Annotated in this window: 23 protein-coding genes; 12 read left to right on the top strand and 11 right to left on the bottom strand. The window is 59.3% G+C overall.

Going from position 1 to position 22,625, the window contains the following annotated elements; all coding sequences use genetic code 11:
• Nucleotides 1-9: 9 nt before the first annotated feature.
• Both FHT69_RS03075 and FHT69_RS03070 read right to left on the bottom strand, forming a co-directional pair.
• A complete protein-coding gene (locus FHT69_RS03075; RefSeq protein WP_183904896.1) occupies nt 10-357 on the bottom strand; it encodes a hypothetical protein in 348 nt (115 codons plus the stop codon).
• Between the two features lie 332 nt (nt 358-689).
• The gene (locus FHT69_RS03070; protein ID WP_183904895.1) at nt 690-2,483 is read right to left on the bottom strand and encodes an ATP-dependent nuclease; all 1,794 of its coding nucleotides are present in this window, start codon (nt 2,481-2,483) and stop codon (nt 690-692) included.
• A gap of 310 nt (nt 2,484-2,793) precedes the next feature.
• On the opposite strand from FHT69_RS03070, the gene FHT69_RS03065 reads away from it, so the two are divergent.
• From FHT69_RS03065 to FHT69_RS03055, 3 genes are all read left to right on the top strand, one after another.
• Nucleotides 2,794-3,297 (top strand): EF-hand domain-containing protein, encoded by a 504-nt coding sequence (locus tag FHT69_RS03065; RefSeq protein WP_183904894.1) that lies wholly within the window; start codon nt 2,794-2,796, stop codon nt 3,295-3,297.
• A gap of 332 nt (nt 3,298-3,629) precedes the next feature.
• Nucleotides 3,630-4,256 (top strand): bifunctional nicotinamidase/pyrazinamidase, encoded by a 627-nt coding sequence (gene pncA, locus FHT69_RS03060; RefSeq protein ID WP_132572565.1) that lies wholly within the window; start codon nt 3,630-3,632, stop codon nt 4,254-4,256.
• 95 nt (nt 4,257-4,351) lie between these two features.
• A complete protein-coding gene (locus FHT69_RS03055; protein WP_047610896.1) occupies nt 4,352-5,017 on the top strand; it encodes a dihydrofolate reductase family protein in 666 nt (221 codons plus the stop codon).
• 93 nt (nt 5,018-5,110) lie between these two features.
• Here FHT69_RS03055 and FHT69_RS03050 read toward each other — a convergent pair whose 3' ends face one another.
• Nucleotides 5,111-5,374: a DUF2164 domain-containing protein gene (locus FHT69_RS03050; RefSeq protein ID WP_183904893.1), complete on the bottom strand. Its 264-nt coding sequence runs from the start codon at nt 5,372-5,374 to the stop codon at nt 5,111-5,113.
• 133 nt (nt 5,375-5,507) lie between these two features.
• Between FHT69_RS03050 and FHT69_RS03045 the strand changes: the two genes are divergently transcribed.
• Both FHT69_RS03045 and FHT69_RS03040 read left to right on the top strand, forming a co-directional pair.
• A complete protein-coding gene (locus FHT69_RS03045) occupies nt 5,508-6,239 on the top strand; it encodes an AzlC family ABC transporter permease (RefSeq protein WP_063474603.1) in 732 nt (243 codons plus the stop codon).
• Between the two features lie 3 nt (nt 6,240-6,242).
• Complete coding sequence (locus tag FHT69_RS03040) at nt 6,243-6,551, top strand: AzlD family protein (protein ID WP_183903151.1); 309 nt, start codon at nt 6,243-6,245, stop codon at nt 6,549-6,551.
• Nucleotides 6,552-6,582: 31 nt separating this feature from the next.
• Here the strand turns inward: FHT69_RS03040 and FHT69_RS03035 are convergent, their stop codons facing one another.
• Complete coding sequence (locus tag FHT69_RS03035) at nt 6,583-8,418, bottom strand: aminopeptidase P family protein (RefSeq protein WP_183904892.1); 1,836 nt, start codon at nt 8,416-8,418, stop codon at nt 6,583-6,585.
• 278 nt (nt 8,419-8,696) lie between these two features.
• On the opposite strand from FHT69_RS03035, the gene FHT69_RS03030 reads away from it, so the two are divergent.
• Nucleotides 8,697-8,870, top strand: a complete 174-nt coding sequence (locus FHT69_RS03030; protein ID WP_012758267.1) for a hypothetical protein — start codon at nt 8,697-8,699, stop codon at nt 8,868-8,870.
• Between the two features lie 309 nt (nt 8,871-9,179).
• Here FHT69_RS03030 and FHT69_RS03025 read toward each other — a convergent pair whose 3' ends face one another.
• On the bottom strand, nt 9,180-10,058 hold the full coding sequence (locus tag FHT69_RS03025) for a 50S ribosomal protein L11 methyltransferase (protein ID WP_183904891.1): 879 nt from the start codon (nt 10,056-10,058) through the stop codon (nt 9,180-9,182).
• A 68-nt stretch (nt 10,059-10,126) separates the two neighbouring features.
• Nucleotides 10,127-10,729, bottom strand: a complete 603-nt coding sequence (locus FHT69_RS03020) for an SCO family protein (protein WP_047610910.1) — start codon at nt 10,727-10,729, stop codon at nt 10,127-10,129.
• A gap of 392 nt (nt 10,730-11,121) precedes the next feature.
• Between FHT69_RS03020 and FHT69_RS03015 the strand changes: the two genes are divergently transcribed.
• Nucleotides 11,122-13,086: a methyl-accepting chemotaxis protein gene (locus tag FHT69_RS03015; protein WP_183904890.1), complete on the top strand. Its 1,965-nt coding sequence runs from the start codon at nt 11,122-11,124 to the stop codon at nt 13,084-13,086.
• 2 nt (nt 13,087-13,088) lie between these two features.
• A complete protein-coding gene (locus tag FHT69_RS03010; RefSeq protein WP_017965084.1) occupies nt 13,089-13,556 on the top strand; it encodes a chemotaxis protein CheW in 468 nt (155 codons plus the stop codon).
• 226 nt (nt 13,557-13,782) lie between these two features.
• Here FHT69_RS03010 and FHT69_RS03005 read toward each other — a convergent pair whose 3' ends face one another.
• Both FHT69_RS03005 and FHT69_RS03000 read right to left on the bottom strand, forming a co-directional pair.
• Nucleotides 13,783-14,274 (bottom strand): CreA family protein, encoded by a 492-nt coding sequence (locus FHT69_RS03005; protein ID WP_183904889.1) that lies wholly within the window; start codon nt 14,272-14,274, stop codon nt 13,783-13,785.
• 76 nt (nt 14,275-14,350) lie between these two features.
• On the bottom strand, nt 14,351-14,941 hold the full coding sequence (locus FHT69_RS03000) for a 3'-5' exonuclease (RefSeq protein WP_047610917.1): 591 nt from the start codon (nt 14,939-14,941) through the stop codon (nt 14,351-14,353).
• A gap of 281 nt (nt 14,942-15,222) precedes the next feature.
• On the opposite strand from FHT69_RS03000, the gene FHT69_RS02995 reads away from it, so the two are divergent.
• Nucleotides 15,223-15,759, top strand: coding sequence for a GNAT family N-acetyltransferase (locus FHT69_RS02995; protein ID WP_183904888.1), 537 nt, complete (start codon nt 15,223-15,225; stop codon nt 15,757-15,759).
• A gap of 34 nt (nt 15,760-15,793) precedes the next feature.
• On the opposite strand, the gene ligA is transcribed toward FHT69_RS02995, so the two are convergent.
• Nucleotides 15,794-17,950: an NAD-dependent DNA ligase LigA gene (ligA, locus tag FHT69_RS02990; RefSeq protein ID WP_183904887.1), complete on the bottom strand. Its 2,157-nt coding sequence runs from the start codon at nt 17,948-17,950 to the stop codon at nt 15,794-15,796.
• Between the two features lie 330 nt (nt 17,951-18,280).
• Here ligA and FHT69_RS02985 point away from each other — a divergent pair, with 330 nt between their 5' ends.
• The 3 genes from FHT69_RS02985 (at nt 18,281) to FHT69_RS02975 (ending at nt 19,907) form a co-directional block, all read left to right on the top strand.
• Nucleotides 18,281-19,180 carry a DUF4238 domain-containing protein gene (locus FHT69_RS02985; RefSeq protein WP_183904886.1) on the top strand — a complete coding sequence of 300 codons (900 nt, stop codon included), beginning with the start codon at nt 18,281-18,283 and terminating at the stop codon, nt 19,178-19,180.
• A 129-nt stretch (nt 19,181-19,309) separates the two neighbouring features.
• The gene (locus tag FHT69_RS34760; RefSeq protein ID WP_183904885.1) at nt 19,310-19,519 is read left to right on the top strand and encodes a helix-turn-helix transcriptional regulator; all 210 of its coding nucleotides are present in this window, start codon (nt 19,310-19,312) and stop codon (nt 19,517-19,519) included.
• Nucleotides 19,520-19,763: 244 nt separating this feature from the next.
• Nucleotides 19,764-19,907 carry a hypothetical protein gene (locus FHT69_RS02975; RefSeq protein ID WP_183904884.1) on the top strand — a complete coding sequence of 48 codons (144 nt, stop codon included), beginning with the start codon at nt 19,764-19,766 and terminating at the stop codon, nt 19,905-19,907.
• Between the two features lie 424 nt (nt 19,908-20,331).
• Here the strand turns inward: FHT69_RS02975 and FHT69_RS02970 are convergent, their stop codons facing one another.
• Both FHT69_RS02970 and recN read right to left on the bottom strand, forming a co-directional pair.
• Entirely contained in the window at nt 20,332-20,859 is a 528-nt protein-coding gene (locus tag FHT69_RS02970; RefSeq protein WP_183904883.1) for a DUF6886 family protein, read from the bottom strand.
• 91 nt (nt 20,860-20,950) lie between these two features.
• Nucleotides 20,951-22,624, bottom strand: coding sequence for a DNA repair protein RecN (gene recN / locus FHT69_RS02965; protein WP_183904882.1), 1,674 nt, complete (start codon nt 22,622-22,624; stop codon nt 20,951-20,953).
• Between the last annotated feature and the right edge of the window lies 1 nt (nt 22,625).

Here is a 22,625-nt window from a genome sequence, read left to right as displayed (position 1 = left end):
TCAGCACCTTCAGCCGAGCATCCGCATGCTTCCAAGCCCGAGAATATCGTTCATCAGGGCAATTCCCATCCCGGTGGCGACGATCGACAATCCGATCAGGAAAAGCCGGCGAGCCCGGTCATATTTGACAGCCACCAGTGAGTCCCGCGCCAGAAGATCGGCAAACACCTTCACCTGAATGGCGATGCCGACCGTCAGGAACGACATCGGCAGAAGATCGATGCGGCTCCAGTCATTCGGATTGGATACCCAGAGACTGATGAAATTGAGGGAGAAACCGAGGATGATCCCGGTCGCCGTCAGCGATCCGTTGCGGAAGGTCGCATCGATCTTTTCGTCTGGCTCGGGCTCGGACATGGCTTCGCTTCCTGCTTCTGAGGCAAGAAAGGCAGAAATCGCGGCCGCGAGCAAGATCGACCTAGCGCCAAATTTCCCCGACAAATTAGCAGAACTCCACATTGAGGTCCTCCCAGGCCCGAAGCTACGATAGCTGTGGCTGCTGCTACGGCAGTCCTACTTCAATAAACAAGCCTGAATCGTCAGCGTCACCTTGCGCGCCAGCGTGTGTTCCATCTGAAATTCGGGGCTGCAACATTGTCGGGGTCGAAGGCGATAAGTTGACAGTGCTTTCAATCGGGAGGGGCAGAAGCGTGTGGTGGAGGCGCTTGTCTAGCATGTGTGATCCGGATCTATGTTATAGCACCGGAAAACGCCGACCTAATCTCCGAAAATGTAGTTGAAAACCTTAGATTCAAGTTATTATCAGCTGCAATCGCGGAATTGAAGGCCGTGCAGAAGTGGCGTTTCTTCTCCATTCTTACATCATACAGGTGAGGCAACAACTCAGCTTCATCGCGCTCGAAAAGCGTCTTTGTCCCGCTGTCAAGCAAGTCGCGTCTGAGCCTCTCTACGGCATTATCAAGTATGACGTCAGCTGATTTTCGTGCGAGCCAATCCTTGGAAAGAGCAGTCTTCCAGACATCGAGAGGCGCGAAGCTTTCGAGACTCGAATTTGGCCTAAAACCAACTCGTATACATTCCTTCGCCATTTCCGAACTCGGTTGAAACCATAGCAGTCGAGCATTTTTAGATTTCTCAGAGACCATCTTGTCGACAAAGGTCGTCTTAGCTATTTCTCCTGCCTTATCGCGATCAACGAGCCCGACGCCGATGACTTTCGGCATGGCTCGACTCTTTTGCAAATGATGCCACGCTATTATATTGTCAACAACTGCGTTAGCAGACGAATATCCGTTAGCGATACTTGAAACGAATTTCACATCTTTAAAGAATTCGAATATATCTTTAACAGTTGTCAATATTTCTACGTCAGTATCACCTTCAACAAATACAATTTTCTGCGATGGATCTATAACATCCTTGCTCAACCTGTTGGTTAAATGATCAACCTTCGCCTTAAGTTCAGACACGACCGCAAGGCTCTCCTCCACATAGGGGGAAACAACCCGTAAAACACCCATTTCGTCCGAAATATCGCCTTCAACACTTGAAAGGATGGTGGCTCCGTCCTCCTTTTTAAAAAAGAACGTACTCGCTTGTTCATGTTCCTCCAGCTTGAAGAAAACCGGTGAATGAGTGGACATAAATATTTGAAAATCGCGCTTTTTGGCGATGTTAAGGATTTGCCCACGGAGTTCAAAAGCTGAAATGAAATCAACGCTATTTTCGGGTTCCTCGAAACCCCATATGTGACAAGTTTGATAATGTCCCGATCGAGTAGATTTGAGATCACATAGAAATTTCATTAGGCTAGGAACATGCCTGACTCGAATACCATCACCTCTTCTATCGAGATCAATCCCTTCTGACTCAAACTGAATCAGGCGGAATATCGAGCGAAGGTTCTGCGGTAGCTTTGGAATACTGCTGCTTTGGAGCACTTCCTTCAGTTCTGCAGCGACATCTCCAAGGATCATCTCAACCTGATCTTGAAGCGATTTCGAAGCTGAAACCAAATCCTCTTCCGACACGTCAGATAAAACATCGTAAATATCCGAAAGCAATTCGGAAAAATATTCCTTCCCCTTCAAGGCCGGAATATAATGGTAATCAATATTATTTAGGTATGTCCACAGCTTAGATCTTCCACTTATTTCTTCCTTTTTGTTTCCCTTCAACACGAATACAGGATCATCAGTAATTACTTCATTTGCGCGCCAACGACGCGTCCATTCAATTGATCGAGACCCCTCTGGAGATTGATAATTGCTCGGAATATTAAATTGAATATCTATGCGTATCTCAGGAGCCTTACCCTGACCGGTCTTTGCCTGCCTTGAGAAATCTCTCGAAAAATCAAAGGCCTGCCGGAAATCCGTTTGATCATTGAAGAATAAATTGAGAGCGCGAAGGATGTTGCTTTTTCCGGTGTCATTCTTTCCAATGAGGATACTCAGATCGGCAGGATCAACTGTCAAATCTGAAATCGAACGAAAATTGCGGATACGTATCTTGCTAATCATACAACAAAGCCCACTTGCCAGATTCACAATTATAAGTAGTTTTTTATTGATAATTTCTTAAAGTTAAAGCGCCGCGGGTCGACCAACGACTTTGCATTTTCTGTTTTTCTACCAGGTATTCTGCTGTTTGAATGATGACGATAGGATCAACGCCGTCGATTCGGCGTATTCAACTGCTGGATGGCCCTTCGGCGCGCCATTCAGCAGATGACAAAACGTCGCTTTGACGCTTTGCGCAAATCAGCTTAGCCCGGAGACTGCCCGTCCATGAAAGGCGGGCTTCACGACGAACTTTTCGAAGGAGGTTCAAGTGACCAGTGTTTCATCTCTCGGCAGCACATTGACACAGTATCAGTCTCCGCTTTCAAGCCTGGACAAGAACGGTGACGGCGTCATTTCGGCGGACGAGCTCGCCGCCGCATCGCAGTCCTCGACATCAAGCACGGTCGCGACCGACGGCGATAGCGACGACAGCAGTACCGACATCGTCAAGAAGATCACCGCCGACATCCTGTCGCTGATGCTATCCATGCAGAAAACCGACGACAGCGACGATCAGGGCGACGGCAGCGATCAGAACGACGACACTTCCAAAGGGGTCTTCGCCGCGATGGATACGAATGGCGACGGCAAGTTGACCGAGTCGGAATTCCTCGCCGCCGATCCGAGCAAAATCAGTACATCAGGCGATAGCGATCCGCTGCTCACCAAGGTGCTGAGCGACATGCAGACGGCGCTTCAGGCCTACCGCAATACCTACGGCGCTTCCGCCGCGGCAGGTGATTCCGCAGCCGACACAGCGGTTGCGATCTAGCCGGCCGAGATCCGGGCTCTGCCGGGGGAGCCTCGATCCAACGATGCCGCGCGAAAGCGTCTTCGCGGTCAAATCGATTTGCCGGCAATCGCCGCCGTGTTTGGCCGCGTCTGCGATCCGGAAATCATCCACGAACCTTCCCGCCGGTTCCATTTCAACACGAGCGCCGCTGGATACTATCGCATAGATTGCATTAGAGCTCTCTACTTTGATGACTTACTACCGCTAGTACCAGAATTAACACTTGCGCCGCCGCGCCTGGAAATCCACTAGTTGATGCATTGAGTGTGCTTGGCGTCTTACACTGCAATAAAGCGAAGGGATTGGGGTTGATGAAAGCGCTGCTGCTCGTCGACATTCAGAACGGCTTCTGTCCGGGCGGCAATCTGCCGGTACCTGATGGCGACAAGGTGGTTCCCGTCGCAAACAGGCTGATCGACAGCGGTAAATACGATCTGATCGTCGCCTCGCAGGACTGGCATCCGCCGGGCCACGGCAGCTTCGCCTCCGCCCATCCGGGCGCGGCCCCCTTCGAGATGGGTGAACTCTCCGGCAAACCGCAGATGATGTGGCCCGACCACTGCATTCAGGGTACGCTCGATGCGGAACTGCATCCTGCGCTCAGATCGGAAGAGATCGATCTGATCCAGCAGAAGGGCGAGCATCCCTATATCGACAGCTATTCGGCCTTCCGCGACAATGACCGCGATGCCTCGACCGGCCTTTCCGATTTCCTCGAGGACCAGGGCATCACCGACCTCGACGTCTGCGGGCTCGCGACCGACTATTGCGTCAAATTCTCCGCGCTCGACGCGCTGGAGATGATGCCGGGTGTCCGCGTGCGCTTCATCGAGGATGCAAGCCGCGGCATCACGCCCGAAGGTGTCGCCGCCGCCATCGAGGAGATGCGGGCGCATGGCATCGCGATCATCGACAGCGCCAAGGTCTTGTCAGATTAAGTCAGATCGCGCCTAAAAAACCACGCGTCGAATGTCGGATCGGTGCAAGCCGATCCGTCCTTGGCTCTGAACACACCAACAATGGGAGTTGAGAGATGAGAAAGCTTGTTGCTGCAGCCTTCGTCAGCCTGGATGGCGTCATGCAGGCGCCGGGCGCGCCACAGGAGGATCCGACCGGCGGCTTCACGCTTGGCGGTTGGACCGTCAATTATTGGGACGAGCCGATGGGCCAGTTCATGGGCGGGATCTTTACCGACCCCTTCGAACTGCTGCTCGGCCGCAGGACTTACGAGATTTTTGCCGCGCATTGGCCCTTCGTCGAGAAGGACGATCCGATCGGCCAGGTCTTCAACGCCGTGACCAAATATGTCGCGACCAGCTCCACGGAACCGCTCGACTGGGAGAATTCTATCGCCTTGCGTGGCGACGTCGCTGCCGAAATCGCCCGGCTGAAGCAGGAGGACGGTCCCGCCCTCCTGACGCAGGGCAGCAGCGGCCTGCTGCAGACCCTGTTGGCGCACGACCTGATCGACGAATTCCGGCTTCTGACCTTCCCGCTCGTGCTTGGCCCGGGCAAACGCCTCTTCGGTCAAGGCGCCAAGCCGGAGGCGCTGAAGCTGACCGCCAATAGCGTATCGACGACGGGCGTCATCATGAGCGTCTATGAGCGTGCGGGCGCAATCAAGACAGGCACGTTCGAGCTGGCGCAGCCCTCGGAGGCCGAAATCGCTCGCCGGGAGCGGATGAAGCGCGAGGGCTGATCCTCTGCGATCTTGGCGGGCCGCGGCGCCGCCGCGTCCCGTTATGGCGACAGCGCCGTGCTCCTTCTCAGATGCGTAGGGAACGCTGTAGAACTATGCGGTAATGCCCTTGTTCTTCTCCTCGCGCTCCAACAGATAGATGTCTTCCGCCAGGTCCTCCATCTTCCTCAGAAGGGCGGCATGCGCATCGCGAAGACCCTGATTGTAATAATGGGCGCCGATCTCGTCCGCGAAGAAATCGAGCAGGAACTCCGCCGGCAGCACGCCGATCGGCTGGTCGAGCTCCGCCTCGAAATAGCGGCGGATGCTTGAAACGATCGCCGCCTTCGCCTCCTTAGAAAATTCGATCTTCTTCATGGTTTCCTCTTGGCCGAATGCACTCGGAAGTTTGATGGTTCAGCGAAATCGATTGGTCAATCAAGGAAATTCAATTGCCGTTGCAAGCCATAGACCATAAGGGGAAACCTGAATTCCAACCGGACAAGATCACATGAATCGCGCCGACTTTGTTGAAGGTTTGCGGGGCGGCTTTGCCGTTGCGCTGGCATCGGCGCCCTTTGGCGCCCTGTTCGGAGCGCTGGCCGTCGAAAACGGCATGTCGCTTTCCGAAGCCGCCTTCATGAGCGCCACCGTCTATGCCGGCGCCAGCCAGATGGTCGGCATCGAACTCTTCGGCCACAATGTCCATGCCTGGCTGATCGTGCTGTCGATCCTCGCCGTCAATTTCCGCCACGTGCTCTATTCGGCGGCGATGGCGCGCTATATCGGCCAGTTCACGCCGGTCCAGAAATTTTTCACCTTCTTCCTGCTCGTCGATCCGCAATTTGCCGCAGCGGTGAAACGCGGCGAGTCGGGTCTGCCGGTCAGCTTCGCCTGGTATTTCGGTTTCGGCATCATCATCTACGTTCCCTGGGTGCTGATCAGCGTCCTGGGCGGCATGCTCGGCGGCTTCATCGGCGATCCCAAGGCGATCGGCCTCGATATCCTGCTGCCGGCCTATTTCCTCGGCATCGTCCTTGGTTTCCGCAAGCGCGACAATTTTCTGCCCGTGGCGCTCGTCAGCGCCGTCGCATCAGTCCTCGCCTATCGCTATGTCGGCTCGCCCTGGCATGTCAGCCTCGGCGCCGCCGTCGGCATCGTGCTTGCCGCCCTGCTGCCGCTGCCGCCGCAAGCGCCGGATCTCGAAGCCGACGCCCTGCAATCCGAAGTGCACGAGGTTTGAGCCATGGAATTCGATCTTCACATGGCGCTCGTCATCTTCGCCGCCGCGGTCGCCACTTTCGCCACCCGCATCGGCGGCTATATCCTCATCACCCGAATGAAGAGCATTCCGCCGCGCATGGAGGCGGCGCTGAATGCCGTGCCGGCCGCCGTGCTGACGACGCTGGTCGCCCCCGCCTTCTTCATCGGCGGCTGGGAATCGAAACTGGCGCTGATCGTCGCCCTCTTCGTCGGCCTGCGCGTTTCGCATACATGGATGCTGGTCGCCGCCTGGATCGTCGTGATGACCTGGCGCCACACGGTCGGCGCCTGAGGGCTGTAGCGCCGGCGCGTCGACGCCGTTCTCAATATTCCAGCGGCAGCGTCGCGTTTTCGAGCCATGCCCTGACATCGTGATCGTGGATCAGCGGCATCAGCGCCTCGCGTGTGCGGCGGTGGTAGTCGTTGAACCAATGCAGCTGGTCATGGGTCAGAAGCTCTGGAATGACGAGGCTGCGGTCGATCGGGCAGAAGGTCAGCGTCTCGAAACCGAGCATCGCCATATCGCCGCCCTCGATTTCCTCGGCGCCGCGCACATAGATCAGGTTCTCGATGCGAATGCCGAAGCTGCCGGGCCGGTAATAGCCCGGCTCGTTCGAAAGGATCATGCCGGGCAGCAGTTCCTGCGTCGAAAGCCTGGAGATGCGCTGCGGCCCCTCATGCACCGAGAGGTAGGAGCCGACGCCATGGCCCGTGCCGTGGGCGAAATCGGCGCCTGCCCGCCACAGCGCGATGCGCGCCAGCGGATCGAGGTCGCAGCCGCGCGTGCCTTTCGGGAAACGCGCCGTGCTGATCTCGATCATGCCCTTCAACACCAGCGTGAAGAAGCGCCGATGCTCTTCGGTTACCCTGCCGATGCCGACCGTGCGGGTGATGTCGGTCGTGCCGTTGATATATTGCGCGCCGGAATCGATCAGGAAGAGTTCGCCGGCCTCGATCATCCGGTTGGTCTCGGTCGTCACGCGGTAATGCATGATCGCCGCATGTTCGCCCGCACCCGAAATCGTATCGAAGGAAATGTCCTTCAGCGGGTTCTGCATGCTCTGGCCGACACGGGCGCGCGCCGCTTCGAGACGCTCGGCCGCGACAATCTCGCTCACCGTGCCGGGTTTTTCCTGCGACAGCCAGTAGAGGAATTCCACCATCGCTGCCCCGTCCTGCAGATGCGCAGCGGCCGAGCCGTTGATTTCGACGTCATTCTTCACCGCGCGCGGCAGCTTGGCGGGATCGGCGCCCTCCACCACTTCGCCGCCCGCCCGGCGGATGATTTCCGCCAGCGCATAGGAAGCGATATCGGGATCGATCAGCACGCGGCCGCCATTCCGGGAAACGGCAGCGAGCCGCTCCTCCAGCGCCGAGGGCGGCAGTTGTATGCAGATCTGCCCGAGATAGGCCTCCGGCTCGATGCCGGTCTTGCGTTTGTCGAGGAAGAGCTCGGCTCGGCCGTCGGCATGAATGATGGCGCGCGCCAGCGGATGCGGCGTGTGCGGCACGTCGGCGCCGCGGATATTGAAGATCCAGGCGACCGAAGAGGGATCGGCGATCAGCACCGCAGCGAGGTTCTTCTTCGAAAGATCGGCCGCAACTGTCGCGATCTTCTCTCTGGCCAGCACGCCGGCCTGCGCGACGTTCTGGATGCTGACCGCGCCGAGCGGCTCGGCCGGCCGGTCGCTCCAAAGCCTGTCGAGCGGATTGTGCGGCAGGAAGACCAGCGTGCCGCCGATCTGCGAAAGCGCCTTTTCCAGACGACGCACCTCGGCACCCGCATGCAGCCAGGGATCGATGCCGAGCCGCAGGCCCTTAGCGCCGTTTGCGGCCAGCCAGACATGCGGCGGCTCATTGACAAGATCGCCGCCCGAAAAGACCGAACCGTCGACCTGTTCGGCAAGCTGCGTCACATAGCGCCCGTCAACGAAAACGATCGCCTGCGTGCGCAGGATCAGCGCAATACCCGCCGACCCGGTAAAGCCCGTCAACCATGCGAGACGCTCCGAACCTGCGGGAACGTATTCACCGTTGAACTCGTCGGCGCGCGGTACGAGGAAGGCGTCGATGCCGAGCGAATCGAAACCGGCGCGCAACGCCGATACACGATCCCTGCCGAATTGCGGCGTGGAAGTGACCTCGAAAGACTGGAACATGCTGGAAATCCGAATGGTTGAGACGAATCCGGTTAATGGGATAGCTGCCATGTTAGCGAAATTTCAACCGATGGGGAGAAAAAGCGACGAAACGAGTCGAAACCCTTGGGGCCGCTCAACATTTTGACAGAACTGTGACACGAAATCGTAATTTGGCACGCTTTATGCATTGGCCGCATGGCTCCCATGAGCAAAACCCTCTGCCTCCGCATTTCAGAATAGCTATATAGACGCCATCGAACGGTTCGCGATGAACCCGAAACAAAGGAATTCTTGAAATGACCGCCTCTCTCTCGCGCTTCGCATATAGCAGCCCGGTGCAGGCTGGCGAACGCCAGACCGTGCGTCACGTGATCGGCGCCCGCCGCCCGCAGAACGAGGACAGCCTCAAGCTGCTCGGCGCCGGCCAGCGCGCTACGCGCCACAAGGGCGCCCTCAGCTACGCGTTCTAAGCCTGAAAGCCCGTCCGTCTCCTCCCTCCCGGACCGGCCTATTGGAATGCAGTAGAGCCCGCTTGAGCGCTCCTCCCCTTGAGCTCGCGGGCATTGGCCGGATAGACCGGTCCAAGGCGGTGCCATCGGCGCCGCCTTTTTTCTTGTCTTAGGAAGAGTGCAAGTCGTGGCGTCGCGGGGATGGAGCGCAAGCCCCTCCTCGCTCATTCCTGTGACAGGCACAGCATTGGGGCGGGGAAGGAACCTGGTGCCCCAAGCAAGCGTGACGTAGGCTAGGGCGCTCACCTACCCAGAAACAACCCAGCAAAATTACGGTCGATCGAAGTGGATCGTCACCCAGCCATTGCGCCATATGGTCCGCACATGGCGAAGCCGTGCGCCGCTATAGGCGGCAATCACCTTCCAGCGCTGCGCGGCTAGAATGCCCGAAAGAATCACCGATCCACCCGGCGCAATATGCGTCGCGAGCTTCGGCGCCATGCGGATCAGCGGCCGGGCGAGAATGTTGGCGATGATCAGATCGAAGGGACCGTGTTCGGAAAAGGCCGTTGAATGAAAGCCCGGCGCGGTCCTGGTGACGATGCCCGACGCGATGCCGTTGCGGCGCACGTTCTCGGCCGCCACCCGTGTCGCGATCGGATCGATGTCGGTCGCCAGCACCGGTATGTTCTTGAGCTTGCGCACCGCAATCGCCAGCACGCCGCTGCCGGTCCCGAGATCGAGCGCATTGCGGACCGGGCGCGAGCGCACCACGGCATCGATCACTTCGAGGCAGCCGGCAGTCGTGCCGTGATGGCCGGTGCCGAAGGCCTGGCCGGCATCAATCTCGATGGCGATATCGCCGGGGCGGACCTTGTCGCGGTCATGCGAACCATGCACCAGGAAGCGCCCTGCCCTGACGGGCTTCAGCCCCTCCAGCGATTTCACCACCCAGTCGACCTCGGGGATGACCTCCCGCTCCAACCGGGCATCGGGGAAAGTGGTCTTCAATGCATCCTCGACGCGGGAACGCACTTCGGCCTCGTCCTCGGCCATCATGTAGATCGAGGCTTCCCAGATATCCTTCTTCTCATCGATCTCGGTGGTGCCGATGGCAAAGTCTTCTTCGCCGAAGACCGTGCTCAGAAGGTCGAGAATCTCTTCGGCCTTGCTTTCGGTCGTCGTCACGTAAAGGCGGATTTCACTCACGATAGGCGGTCTTTCCCGTTTCCGTTGCCCGCCGCCGGTCGGGCCAACGCCCCATCACGCTGAAACCATCACCCCTTGCTGACGAGATTCTCCAGCTTCTTTACCGCCGTGTCCGGGTTTTCGCCATAGGCGATCGTTCCTGAAAACCGCCCGGCCGAATCGAGCAGGAAGACCGAGGCGGTGTGATCCATCGTATAGTCGCCATTCGGATCCTTCTCGTCGACCGGCACCTTCTTGGCGTAGACGCGGAACCCCTTGATGACCTCGGCGACCTTGTCAGGCGCACCTGATATGCCGGTGATCCGCTTGGAAACATTGGAAACGTACTGGTTCATGATCTCGGGCGTGTCGCGCTCCGGATCGACGGTGACGAAATACGCCTGGAGCTTGTCGCCCTTCGGATCGACCTTCTCCATCCAGCCGTTCAGCTCGAAAAGCGTCGTCGGGCAGACTTCCGGGCAATGGGTGAAGCCGAAAAACAGCGCCGTCGGCTTGCCGCGCAGCGCCTGCTCGGTGATCGGCTGGCCCGTCTGGGAGACCAGGGTAAAGGGCACACCGAAGGGAGCCTCCGCCACTACATTCCCCGATCTGCTGAGATAGTACGAGAACCCGCCGAGAAACCCGGCCAGTATCAGGACACCGACCCAGACGGCGATGCGGAAAGTCTTCATTGGATGATCCTCGATCCAGGCGGATATCTGCCGCCCACCCCTTGTGCCCCGCGTGATTATAGCCCCGACCGGACGCGCGCAATTCAACAATATGTTTTCTGACCCGTGATTGATTGTCTCACTGATAGAGGCCATCCACAGCGGAAAATCTGCCCGCCGAAATTGCCATGGATCGAAAAACATCGTGTTTTGAATAATTTGCTTTTGAAGCGAACAGACAATCTCAAGGCACATATCGTTAGGAAAGACTTAAGCCGTCATATCTATATTTAGCAATGCGTGCGGCTCCATCGAGCCGTTCTGACATGAAGTCTGCCGAGTGGCAAAAACCCCGGACGTCCGCATGAGGGTAGGAGAACATAAACCCGAGCGGTTTGTGGAGGGGTCTTTTCATGACGAATTCAGCAGTGCGCAAGAGCCTGTCAGTCAGCCAGCGGCTCTGGACGCTCGGTGGCGCGGCCTTCCTTGGTTTCGGAACGATGCTTGGCGTCGGCTGGTACGAGAACATGCGGGTCGATGCCAGCCTGCGTAGCGCCAGCGAGATCCAGACGAGCGTCAACCATATCGACGACATGCGCCTTGCGAACCTGACGATGGTGCTGGCCGCCATGGATATCATCGTCGACAAGGACGACAAGACGGTGGAGCCGGAGCGCATCGAGCTGATCGGCGATTCGCTCACCGCCCTTTCCGGCGGCTCGAAGGAAATGCGCCGGCTTGCCGAAGAAATGCATGACGATGGTCTGTTGAAAAGCTATGACGCCGACGTCGCCGCAATGGGCAAGGCGATCCAGGTCGATCTCGTCGCTCTGGTTCAACAGGGTGCGCCCGATGCCGAGTTCGACAAGATCGACGACACGATCGACGGCGCCGGCGAGGAGCTGACCAAAACGCTCGACAAGCTCGCCGCTGACGGCACCGTCTTTGCCCAGCAGCATGTCGATCTTGCCAATGCCGTATCGCGGGAAGCCCTTATTCTCCAGATCGGCCTCGGCATCTTCGCCATCCTCAGCATGGGTATTCTGCAATATGTCCATGGCGGCTCGATCCGCCGCGGCATCGGCGCCGTGCGCGAAAGCATGCAGCGCATCATGAACGGCGATTTCGCCAGCGACGTTGCCGAAAAGAGCCGCGGCGACGAGATCGGCGAAATGGCCCGCGCCGCCGACAGTTTCCGTCTCGCCGCCATCGAGAAGCGTAACCTCGAGACGCAGAACCAGACCGACAGGCAGCGCAGCGATGCCGAGCACCGTGAGCGCGAAGCCGCAAAGCTCGCCGACGCCGAAGCTCTGAACGCCGCCGTCACCGCCCTCGGCCACGGCCTTACCCGCCTGTCGGAAGGCGACGTGACCGTTACGATCGACCAGCCTTTCCGCGAGGAACTGGAGCGCCTGCGCCGCGACTTCAACCAGACGACGGCAACGCTGCGCAAGGCGATGAGCGACATCGCCGTCAACAGCAGCTCGATCGAGGCGAACAGCCGCCAGATGCGCGCTGCCGCCGACGACCTCGCCAAGCGTACCGAGCAGCAGGCCGCGTCGCTCGAAGAGACGTCAGCCGCCCTCGACCAGATCACCGCCACCGTCCGCAACGCGACCAACCGCGCCGAGGAAGTCGGCCATATGGTCACCCATACCCGTGAGAACACGGCGAAGTCGGATATCGTCGTCGGCGACGCAATGGCGGCGATGCAGCGAATCGAAGGCGCGTCCCGCGAGATCGGCAAGATCATCAACGTCATCGACGAGATCGCCTTCCAGACGAACCTTCTGGCGCTCAACGCCGGCGTCGAGGCAGCACGCGCCGGCGAAGCCGGCAAGGGTTTCGCCGTCGTTGCCCAGGAAGTACGCGAACTCGCCGGCCGCGCCGCCGGCGCTGCCAAGGATATCAAGACCTTGATCGGAAAATCCGGCGACGAAGTGAAGATCGGCGGCGAACTGGTGACGGCCGCCGGCGAAGCGCTTCGCCAGATCGGCGAAGATGTTCTGCGCATCGACGAACATGTTAAATCAATCGTAACCTCTGCGCGCGAACAATCAGTGGGACTGAATGAAATCAATACGTCCATCAGCCAGATGGATCAGGTCACGCAGAAGAACGCGGCCATGGTGGAAGAGACGAACGCTGCAAGCCATACGCTCGCCATCGACGCGGAAAACCTGACGCAACTGGTCAAGCAGTTCAAGACCGGCGAGGGCATGAGCGCCCGGCAAACGCCGCGAGAGGCAAATGCCGCCTCGCATTCGAGACCATCTCCCGCGCGCAACCTGATCGGCAAAGTCGCGGGCGCATTCAACGGCGGTTCTGCCGCCAAAGTCATCGCCTCTCCCGCCGGGGACAACTGGGAAGAATTCTGACCATGAACAACAACGCCATCAAGCAATCGGGCGCCTATCTCGAAATCGTTTCGTTCCACCTGGGCGACCAGGAGTTCTGCATCGACATCATGGCCATCCGCGAAATCCGCGGTTGGGCGCCGGTGACGCCGATGCCGCACACCCCGCCCTACGTGCTGGGTCTCATCAACCTGCGCGGCGCCGTGATCCCCGTCATCGACATGGCCTGCCGTCTCGGCATGAAGATGACCGAGCCCTCCGAGCGCTCGGCAATCATCGTCACCGATATCGCCGGCAAGCTGGTCGGCCTGTTGGTCGAGCAGGTTTCCGACATGATGACCATCAAGAGCGAAGACCTGCAGCCGCCGCCGGAAATCATCCCGGAAGCCCAGCGCGCCTTCTGCCGCGGCATCGTCGCGCTCGAAAAGACCATGGTCTGCTTCCTGAACCTCGACACGGTCATTGCCGACGAGCTGACGCAGGCGGCTTGATTTCCGTTTGCGTATTGGAAGGCCCGGCTCGTCCGGGCCTTTTCCGTTTGGTGTGGAGCATAAGCCAGCATCGGATCAGCTTTAGGGAGGGACTAAGCTCAGGCCCCGCCTCGCTCCTCCCGAAACGTCAAAGATCTGGAAAGCGGGTGCGACAAGTTAAGCCCCTCCCCCTTGTGGGGTGGGCTTTTCAATAACGAACGCGAAAAATCCAGGAACCTTCCCGCCCCTACGGCTTCCCGTTCTTCCACACAACATTCTGCCCATAGAGCGGAATGGTCGAGATCGACATCTTCGCCGAACCGTCCGTCAGTTCGCGCGAATGGGCGAGATAGATCAGCGTGTCGTTGGTCTTGTCGTAGATGCGGTTGACGACCAGCGTTTTCCAGATCAGCGACATGCCCTGGCGGAACACCTCGCTGCCGTCCTTGGACAGGTCGATATTGCCGATCTCGATCGGCCCCGTCTGCCGGCAGGCGATGGAATTGTTGGACGGGTCTTCGAACCAGTTGCCGTTCTTGAACCGGTCGATCAGGCTGCGGTCGAAATAGGTGACGTGGCAGGTAACGCCCTTGACCTCAGGGTCGGAGACCGCCTCGACAATGATGTCGTTGCCGATCCAGTCGACCCCGACCTTGCCGACCACCTCGGCCGAGACAGCACCGCCGGAAAGGACGGAGAAAGAGAAGGCGGCGAGGAGAAGATTGCGCAGCTTGGACATGGCGGCTCCCTGAATGATCCGGATTCTAGATAAGCATGCACCCATGCTTTGCAAGAAATCGCCGTTGCGAGAACGCTCAGCCTTTCCGGCAGGTGCAGGGCTCGTAGGCCCGCGCCGTCAGCCGGCCGGGCCTCATGCCGATCAGCGCCGGTATGGCGTGAACGGCGTTCGCCTTGACCGCCTTCGCCATTTCGATCGCCGCCGCCGCGCAGACCGCGGCATCCTCGGCGGCGTTGTGATGCACGAAACGCAGGCCGAGATGCTCGGCGATCAGGTTCAGCCGGTGCGAGAGGAAGTGCGGCCAGATCCGCTGCGCCATCTTCAGGCTGCAGAGATAGGTAAGCTCCGGATAGGATTGCCGGTAGAGATCGAGGCACGCTCGCCAGACACTGAAATCGAAGGCGGCATTGTGCGCGATCATCGTGGCGCCGCGAAAATCCTCGTGGAACTCGTCCATCACCTCGGGAAATTCGGGCGCATCCTCGACATGCTCCGGCCGGATGCCGTGAATTGCGATGTTCATTCCGGAAAAACGCATGTCTCGCGGCCGGATCAGTCGCTCTTCGACGCGCGTCACCCTGCCATCCTCGATCCAGGCAAGGCCGACCGAACAGGCGCTGCCGCGCTGTTCGTTCGCCGTCTCGAAGTCAATCGCGATGGTTTTCAATGCAGCAACCCGAATCGTTTCTCCAGGCACAGGAATACCGCCCCGCTTCCCACCGCGCAAATTCGGCACGACGCATGGTTGACTTTTTAACCCGCATATCGAAACCTACCTGCCATGATCGGCTTCGTGACCATGGCAACGCTTATTCATCACACCACGACCCTGGAAGGGTACGCGGGAGCGATGGCGCGTTAGCAGCGATCCGATCATCCCGAAACCCTGCCGAGGCGAGCAGGGTTTTCGGAAACCGGCTCTCCTCGTAAAACCGATGGAGAGCATGAATGTCCGAAAACGAAGAGAATGAATCGCGCGGCCGAGCGCCCCTGCCGGACGGCGTCCTGGTGCGTGCCGTCCGCCTTTCCGATGCCGAGGAGATCACCGATCTCATAAATCTGCCGGGCTACCGGGCAGGTACCTTGCGGCCGCCATACCAGGCAGTCGAGGAGGTTCGCAAGCACATGGAAAATCCCTCCCCGGGCGCGCTCAACCTTGTCGTCACCCTGAATGGCAAGATCGTCGGCAGTGGCGGCCTCAACCGTCTTTCCGGCCGCAGGCAGCACGTCGCCAGCATCGGCATGGGCGTGCATGACGACTTCACCGGCCGCGGCTTCGGACGGATCCTGCTCGGCGCATTTGTCGACGCTGCCGATGACTGGCTCGATATCAGACGGCTGGAACTGACCGTCTATGCCGACAACGATGTCGCCATCGGTCTCTACCGCAAATTCGGCTTCGAACAGGAAGGCCTGCTAAGGGCTTTCGGATATCGCGCCGGTCAATATGTCGACGCCTATACGATGGCACGGCTCAGGCTATGAGCGAGCGGGAGGCTGGCGGCCTGCCCTCAGCCCTTCACCCGCTGATCAACGCCAGCCATCCATCCTCGTCCATCGTCTGCACGCCGAGCTCGCGCGCCTTGTCGAGCTTGGAGCCGGCGCCGGGGCCGGCAACGACGATGTCGGTCTTCTTGGAGACCGATCCCGCCACCTTGGCGCCGAGGCTTTCCGCCCTCGCCTTCGCCTCGTCGCGGGTGAATTTTTCCAGCGACCCGGTGAAGACGACGGTCTTGCCGGCGACCGGGCTGCCCGCCGTCACCGGCTGTTCGGCCTCCTCGGGCGTCACCTCCTCGATAAGCCGGGTGATCACCTCGACATTGCGCGGCTCCTTGTAGAATTCGACGATAGCCCGCGCCACGACCTCGCCGATGCCCTCGATGGCATTGAGATCGTTCCAGGCGTCGCCGGCAAGCGTCTCGGCCTCCCGCATCCCCGTCTCAAAGGCCGCATAGGTGCCATAGGAGCGCGCCAGCAGCTTCGCCGTGGTCTCGCCGACATGACGGATGCCGAGCGCGTAGATGAAGCGGTGGAGCGCAATACTGCGCCGCTCGTTGATCGCCGCATAGAGCTTGCCGACGCTGACCTTGCCGAAGCCGTCGATATTTTCGAGCTTGGTCAGCGATTGCTGCTGGCGCTCCTCCAGCGTGAAGATATCGGGCGCAGTGCGGATCTGCAGCGACGGATCTTCATTTTCGAAAAAGAAGTCGATCTGCTTCGAACCGAGCCCTTCAATATCGAAAGCGTTGCGCGAAACGAAGTGCTTCAGATGCTCCGTCGCCTGCGCTCGGCAGATGAAGCCGCCGGTGCAGCGGCGCACCGAATCCATCTTGCCGGTCTTCTCGTTGACCTCGCGCACCGCATGCGAACCGCAGACCGGGCATGTCTTCGGGAATTCGTAGGGCCGGGCGTCGGCCGCGCGTTTTTCCATCACCACATCGAGGATCTGCGGAATGACGTCGCCGGCGCGCTGGACGATGACGGTATCGCCTTCGCGGATATCGTGTTCCTCCGGCCGGATGCGCTCGCCGCTATTGCCGATGCCCTTGATGTAATCCTCGTTGTGCAGCGTCGCATTGGTGACGACGACGCCGCCGACCGTGATCGGCTTCAGCCGCGCCACCGGCGTCAGCGCCCCGGTGCGGCCGACCTGGATCTCGATCTTCTCGACCTCGGTGAAGGCCTGTTCGGCCGGAAACTTATGCGCCGTCGCCCAGCGCGGCGAACGCGAGCGGAAGCCGAGGCGCTGCTGCAGTTCGAGACTGTCAACCTTATAAACAACGCCGTCGATGTCGTAGTCGAGATCCGGGCGCTCGAGGCCGATCTCGTCATAATGCGCCAGGATGTCGGCGACCGAATTCAACCGCTTCATCAGCGGGTTGACCGGAAAACCCCAGTCTCTGAAGGTCTGCACCATGGCGAACTGTGTATCGGCGGGCATCTCCGACATCTCGCCCCAGGCATAGGCGAAGAATTTCAGCTTGCGGCTCGCCGTCACTTTGGCGTCGAGCTGGCGCAGCGACCCGGCCGCGGTGTTGCGCGGATTGACGTAGGTCTGTTTGCCCTCCGCCTCCATCTGCCGGTTCAGCGCCAGGAAATCGCTTTTGGCCATATAGACTTCACCGCGGATCTCGACGACGGCGGGCACGCCCTTCGGCAGCTCGTTGGGGATCTCGGAGATGGTCCGGATGTTGGCGGTGACGTTCTCCCCCGTCGTCCCGTCTCCGCGCGTCGCAGCCGTCACCAGCCTGCCGTTCTCGTAACGGATCGACATCGAGAGACCGTCGATCTTCGGCTCGGCGGTAAAGGCGATCGACTGGTCCGGCAGACGGCCGAGGAAGCGATAGACGCCGGCGACGAAATCCTGCACGTCCTCCTGCGAGAAGGTGTTGTCGAGCGACAGCATCGGCCGCGCATGGACGACAGGCGAAAACGTCACGGAGGGCGCTGCACCGACATGCCGCGATGGGCTGTCTTCGCGGATCAACTCGGGAAAGCGTGCTTCCAGCGCATCATTGCGGCGCTTCAGCGCGTCGTAATCGGCATCCGAAATCTCCGGCTGGTCCTTGCCGTGATAGAGCGCATCGTGATGCGCGATCTCCTTTGCCAGCCGTTCGAGCTCGGCGGCAGCCTCTTCGATCGTCAACGTGTCGACGGCGGAACCTTCGGTGGACATGGAATAACACTCCAGGGAATCTGGCCAGAAATCTGGATTGTTTTTAGAGCAAAATCGCCGGATGAAAAGAGAGGCCGGACATCCTCCATCGGCAAGATTGCTCACCTCGGCCTATTCCCAATCCCGCGCATTGCGCAGCCGGATGTGTAGCGCACAAAATCGAATGGCAATTCGCGCAAGATCAAACGGCAACTGAAATTGCCTTGTGATTGTTGCTTAAGCGAGCTGTTAATTAACCGGGAAGGAGCGCGCGGTTCGATTTGAGCAGGTAGCAAGTTTTCTCTACAGCCGTTACTTTGCTGACCGACGAGATTCGTTGGACTCAGATCAATGGCGAAAGATCACTTTATCCCACAAAGCTTGCTGAGACGCTTTGTCGAACGCGACAAGGGGCGAAACCTAAATGTCTTGGACAAGCTCTCCGGCGAGATGTTCCATCCTGCGGTTAGGGACTTTGGTAGTATTAAGGACTTCCATACCCTCTCGTTGAATATGCGAAGAGAATTCCCAGACGAGGATTTGCCGCAACTTGAAGACCTATTGAATTTAGAATTCGAGGATCTGGCGGCTCCACTCTTTGAAAGAGTGGTCGAGAGCTCATCGTTGAGCGCCCTCTCTCCAGACGACCGACAGGTGATCATTCGGTTCGTTGCGCTGCAGTGGGTGCGTACGCCGGGTCGAATCTTCAACATGCGTTCAGGACTGGCCCGGATGTCTGGAAAAGAAGAACCGGCGAGAAATCTCAAAGTGTTTGGCACGCCAAGCACTCCAGATCCGTTACGTGACGTCGGACTGTTGGGCATTCCTATCGATGCTGAAGGTTTGGCCAACGTACTCCGCCGCGCCCATTTGGCGCTGGCATTAGCGCCAGGGGACTTAGCGGTTGTTGGCGACAATCCCGTTATAGCGCTCTCTGATCGCGAGCTCCCTGAAAATGTTTATGCTGCATTTCTGGTTTCCGCTCGTGGTAGCGATGTATTCCTACCCATATCGCCTCGCCACATCCTCTATCTGCACACTGACCAGGACGCCACAACAGGCACCTGCGGAAAGACGCTTCCGACGCCGCTGGAGCTTTCGGTTGACGCGATGAGCTATCTAAATGGCCTCCAGGGCAAGAACGCCGTACAATACGTGGTGGTGCCACGCCAGAATCAGATAACAAAGGTAAAGGCCGATATTGCCACGCAACAAGCGGTCCGCTTTAATTTCAAGCGCGCCTTCGATTAATGTTGTTAGCCAAACTACTCGACCTTAAACGCTGCTTCGTGATCTTGCAGGTCGCGAAGTCCCTTATATGAAGCGTGCCGCAGCTTCCGGTTCGCTGAGCGGCTCAGATTGGCGGCTGGTGACGAATCAGTGAACTCGGTCGCGAAACGTTGCGATATCCCCGAAGCCACGATGCGTGGATACTTCAAAGGTCGCTTTCCGACAACTGACAAAGCCTTCACGATTGCAACTAAACTTGACGTCAACCTTGACTGGTTAGTAGGAGGGATCGGTTCTAAAGAAGGCTGCCTGACGCACAGAGTTTTGCCGGCGGCGCAATTGATAATCGTGGTCGAATAATGAATGAAATTGCTTTTATTCAGCGTCTGGACGTCCAGGCGTCTGCAGGGACCGGTGCCCTGGTTGTTAGCGAAGATACCGTTGATATTCTTGGCTTTAATCGAAACTGGCTGCGCGAGCGTAGCAATAATGCAGCCGCCGCCCGTATTGCAGATTTCCGGCCGAGAATACATCGTCGCAGTACCTTATATATAGGCAAATCGTCAGATCGACGAAGAACGGCTTGTAAAAGGCATCAAATCTGATGACAAAGCGCGATGAGGGCGAGAAGCCTCCCGAGAAAAAGCAGGAAATCGAATATTATCTTGAGCTTAGAGGCGGCAGAGAGATCAAGGCATTCATAGACTTCTTTAAAATTATGAAGTCGCTTTTTTCACGAAAAGGCTGAACGCGAAGGCGATCTAAAGCAAATACCGCTGCGCGACTGAGGTGCCATTTGAACTTGCGCCGCTATTGTCGCATCTCTCGCCGCGAAATCCACCCGAACCCCTGCGTTTAAGGGCTTTCACCACTATTTCTCGGCAATTCCTAGCGATCTCCGGTTAGTGCCATGTGATTTTGCGGGTTAAAATTGCGCAGCCGGATGCCGCGGACATACGCACGAGCACTCGTCTCTCGGCCCTCACCAAGTCCTTGGGCACGGGAGACTCTTCATTCGACGTCATTCACGGCGCAGACGCGCCGTGGCTGGATTCCTGTGACGAGCGCAGGAATGACGGAGATCGGGGTGAGCGTTCGCGCCCAATTTCATGCCGGCGAATTGTATAGATAGACCGGAGCATCATGCAGGCGCATAACAAAACCCACCCGACCTATTCCCAATCCCCCGCATTGCGCAACCGAATACCGCTGACATGCAGGCCGGTGTCCCAGAGGCTCTTCAACGGCCGCAAACTATCGACCGCCCTGAGCTCCACGCCGCGCGGCGCAAACTCCCGGTCGAGCCGCGAGACGGCGGTGCGCTCGATGGGAACAACGCGTCTGCGGGCCACCCACATGCCGGCATCATCCAGATCCTCGAAATCCCCAGCCGGCAGCTCGTAGCGATGGATCGTCTCCGCCGAGAGCCTTTCCAACCAGTGACGCTCGACATAGGCCGCGGCCCTGCAATCCCCGAGCCAGTGCCGTCGCTCGGCCTCCGGCGTCTCGGGTGTGGCCCAGATCAGTATCCGCGGGCAGTCGCGCGGAAAGAGATACATGAAGTCATGGTCGCCATCGATTGCCCAAACGAGCGGACCGTTCAGCCATTCCCGGCCCGCCGGGCGAATCGAGGGTACGCGAACCGGGTGCGGTTCGAACACCGCAATGTCGGGATCGTCGCTGAAATGGAAAAGGCGCATGGCAACGGATCGGCGCGGATCGGAATGTTACGGATAGCGCAAAGCGAGATGTTCGTCACCGCCGTCGGCCTTACCGACAGCCGAGTTGCGATCAGCCGTTGCCGGCCAGCAGCCGCTTTGCCGCCGCCCTCGCCTCTTCGGTCACCGATGCCCCGGCCAGCATGCGGGCGATCTCCTCGGTGCGGTCCTTCTGCGCCATCGTCGCGACGCGCGTAGCGATCTTTTCGGATCCGTCGGCCGACGGCCCCTTGGAGATCAGAAGATGCGTCGCCGCCCTTGCTGCGACCTGCGGCGCATGCGTGACCGACAGCACCTGCACACGCTCCGACAGCCGCTTCAGCCGCTGGCCGATCGCATCGGCCACCGCACCGCCGACGCCGGTGTCGATTTCGTCGAAGACGAGCGTCGGGGCCGATCCGCGATCGGCGAGCGCCACCTTCAGCGCCAGCAGGAAACGCGAGAGTTCGCCGCCGGAGGCAACCTTCATGATCGAGCCCGGCCGCGTGCCGGGATTGGTCTGGACATGGAACTCGACCACATCGATGCCTTCAGCCAGAGCCTCGTGCGCATCGGTGGTGATCTCGACCATGAAACGGGCGCGTTCGAGCTTCAGCGCCGGCAGCTCGGTCATGACGGCCGCAGCCAGTGCCGTGCCGGCATGATGGCGCTTGTCGGAGAGCGAGCGCGCCGCCGTATCGTAATTTTCCCGCGCCAGGCCGACCTCGGCTTCGAGCCGCGCAAGCCGCTCCTCACCCGCGTCGAGATCGGCGAGATCGGCGATCATGCGGACGGCAAGCGCCGGCAGTTCGGTAACGGGCACGGAATATTTGCGAGAGGCGGCCCTGAGCGCAAAAAGCCGCTCCTCCACCCGCTCCAGTTCCCTCGGATCATATTCGGTCTTGCGCAGCGCCGCCTCGACTTCCATTTGTGCGTTGGAAAGCTGATCAAGCGCGGCATCGAGGAGCGCCACCGTGTCTTCGAGCAATCCCGGCGCCTCATGGCTCTTGCGCTCCAGCCGGCGCACCAGCGAGGCGATGTGAGGCACCGGCGAGGCATTGCCGTTCAGGAACTCGGAGGCCTCGGCGATATCGCCGGCGATTCGTTCGGCCTTCATCATTTTCTGCCGGCGGTCGGCGAGTTCTTCCTCCTCGCCATCCTGCGGCGAGAGCTTCTCGAGTTCCTCGACGGAAGAGCGCAGATAGTCGGCTTCGCGCGCCGCACTTTCCACCTTCTCGCGGTGCTTCTTCAGTGTCCGCTCGCTGTCGCGCCACAGGCGATAGAGCCGGGAAACCTCCGAAACCTCGTCGGTGAGGCCGGCGAAGGCATCGAGCAGAGTGCGGTGGGCATTGGTGTCCACAAGAGCGCGATCGTCATGCTGACCGTGGATTTCGACCAGCATCTGACCGGCCTGGCGCATCAGCTGCACGCTGACCGGTTGGTCGTTGACATAGGCCTTGGTGCGCCCGTCCGCCGATTGCTGGCGACGGAAGATCAGATCGCCCTCGTCATCGATGCCGTTTTCGCGCAGGAGTGTGCGGGCGCCGTGATCCATGCCGACGTCGAACACCGCCGTCACTTGGCCCTTGTCCTCGCCATGGCGCACCAGGTCGCCGTCGCCGCGCCCGCCGAGCGCCAGCGACAGGCTGTCGAGCAAGATGGATTTGCCCGCCCCGGTCTCGCCCGTCAGCACAGAGAGGCCGGTCTCGAAGGCAAGATCCAGCCGCTCGATCAGGACGATATCGCGGATCGAAAGCTGGATCAGCATT

This window comes from Rhizobium sp. BK008 (genome assembly GCF_014197345.1).
GTDB classification, from domain to species: Bacteria; Pseudomonadota; Alphaproteobacteria; order Rhizobiales; family Rhizobiaceae; genus Rhizobium; species Rhizobium anhuiense.
This window is presented reverse-complemented; position numbering and strand designations above follow the sequence as displayed.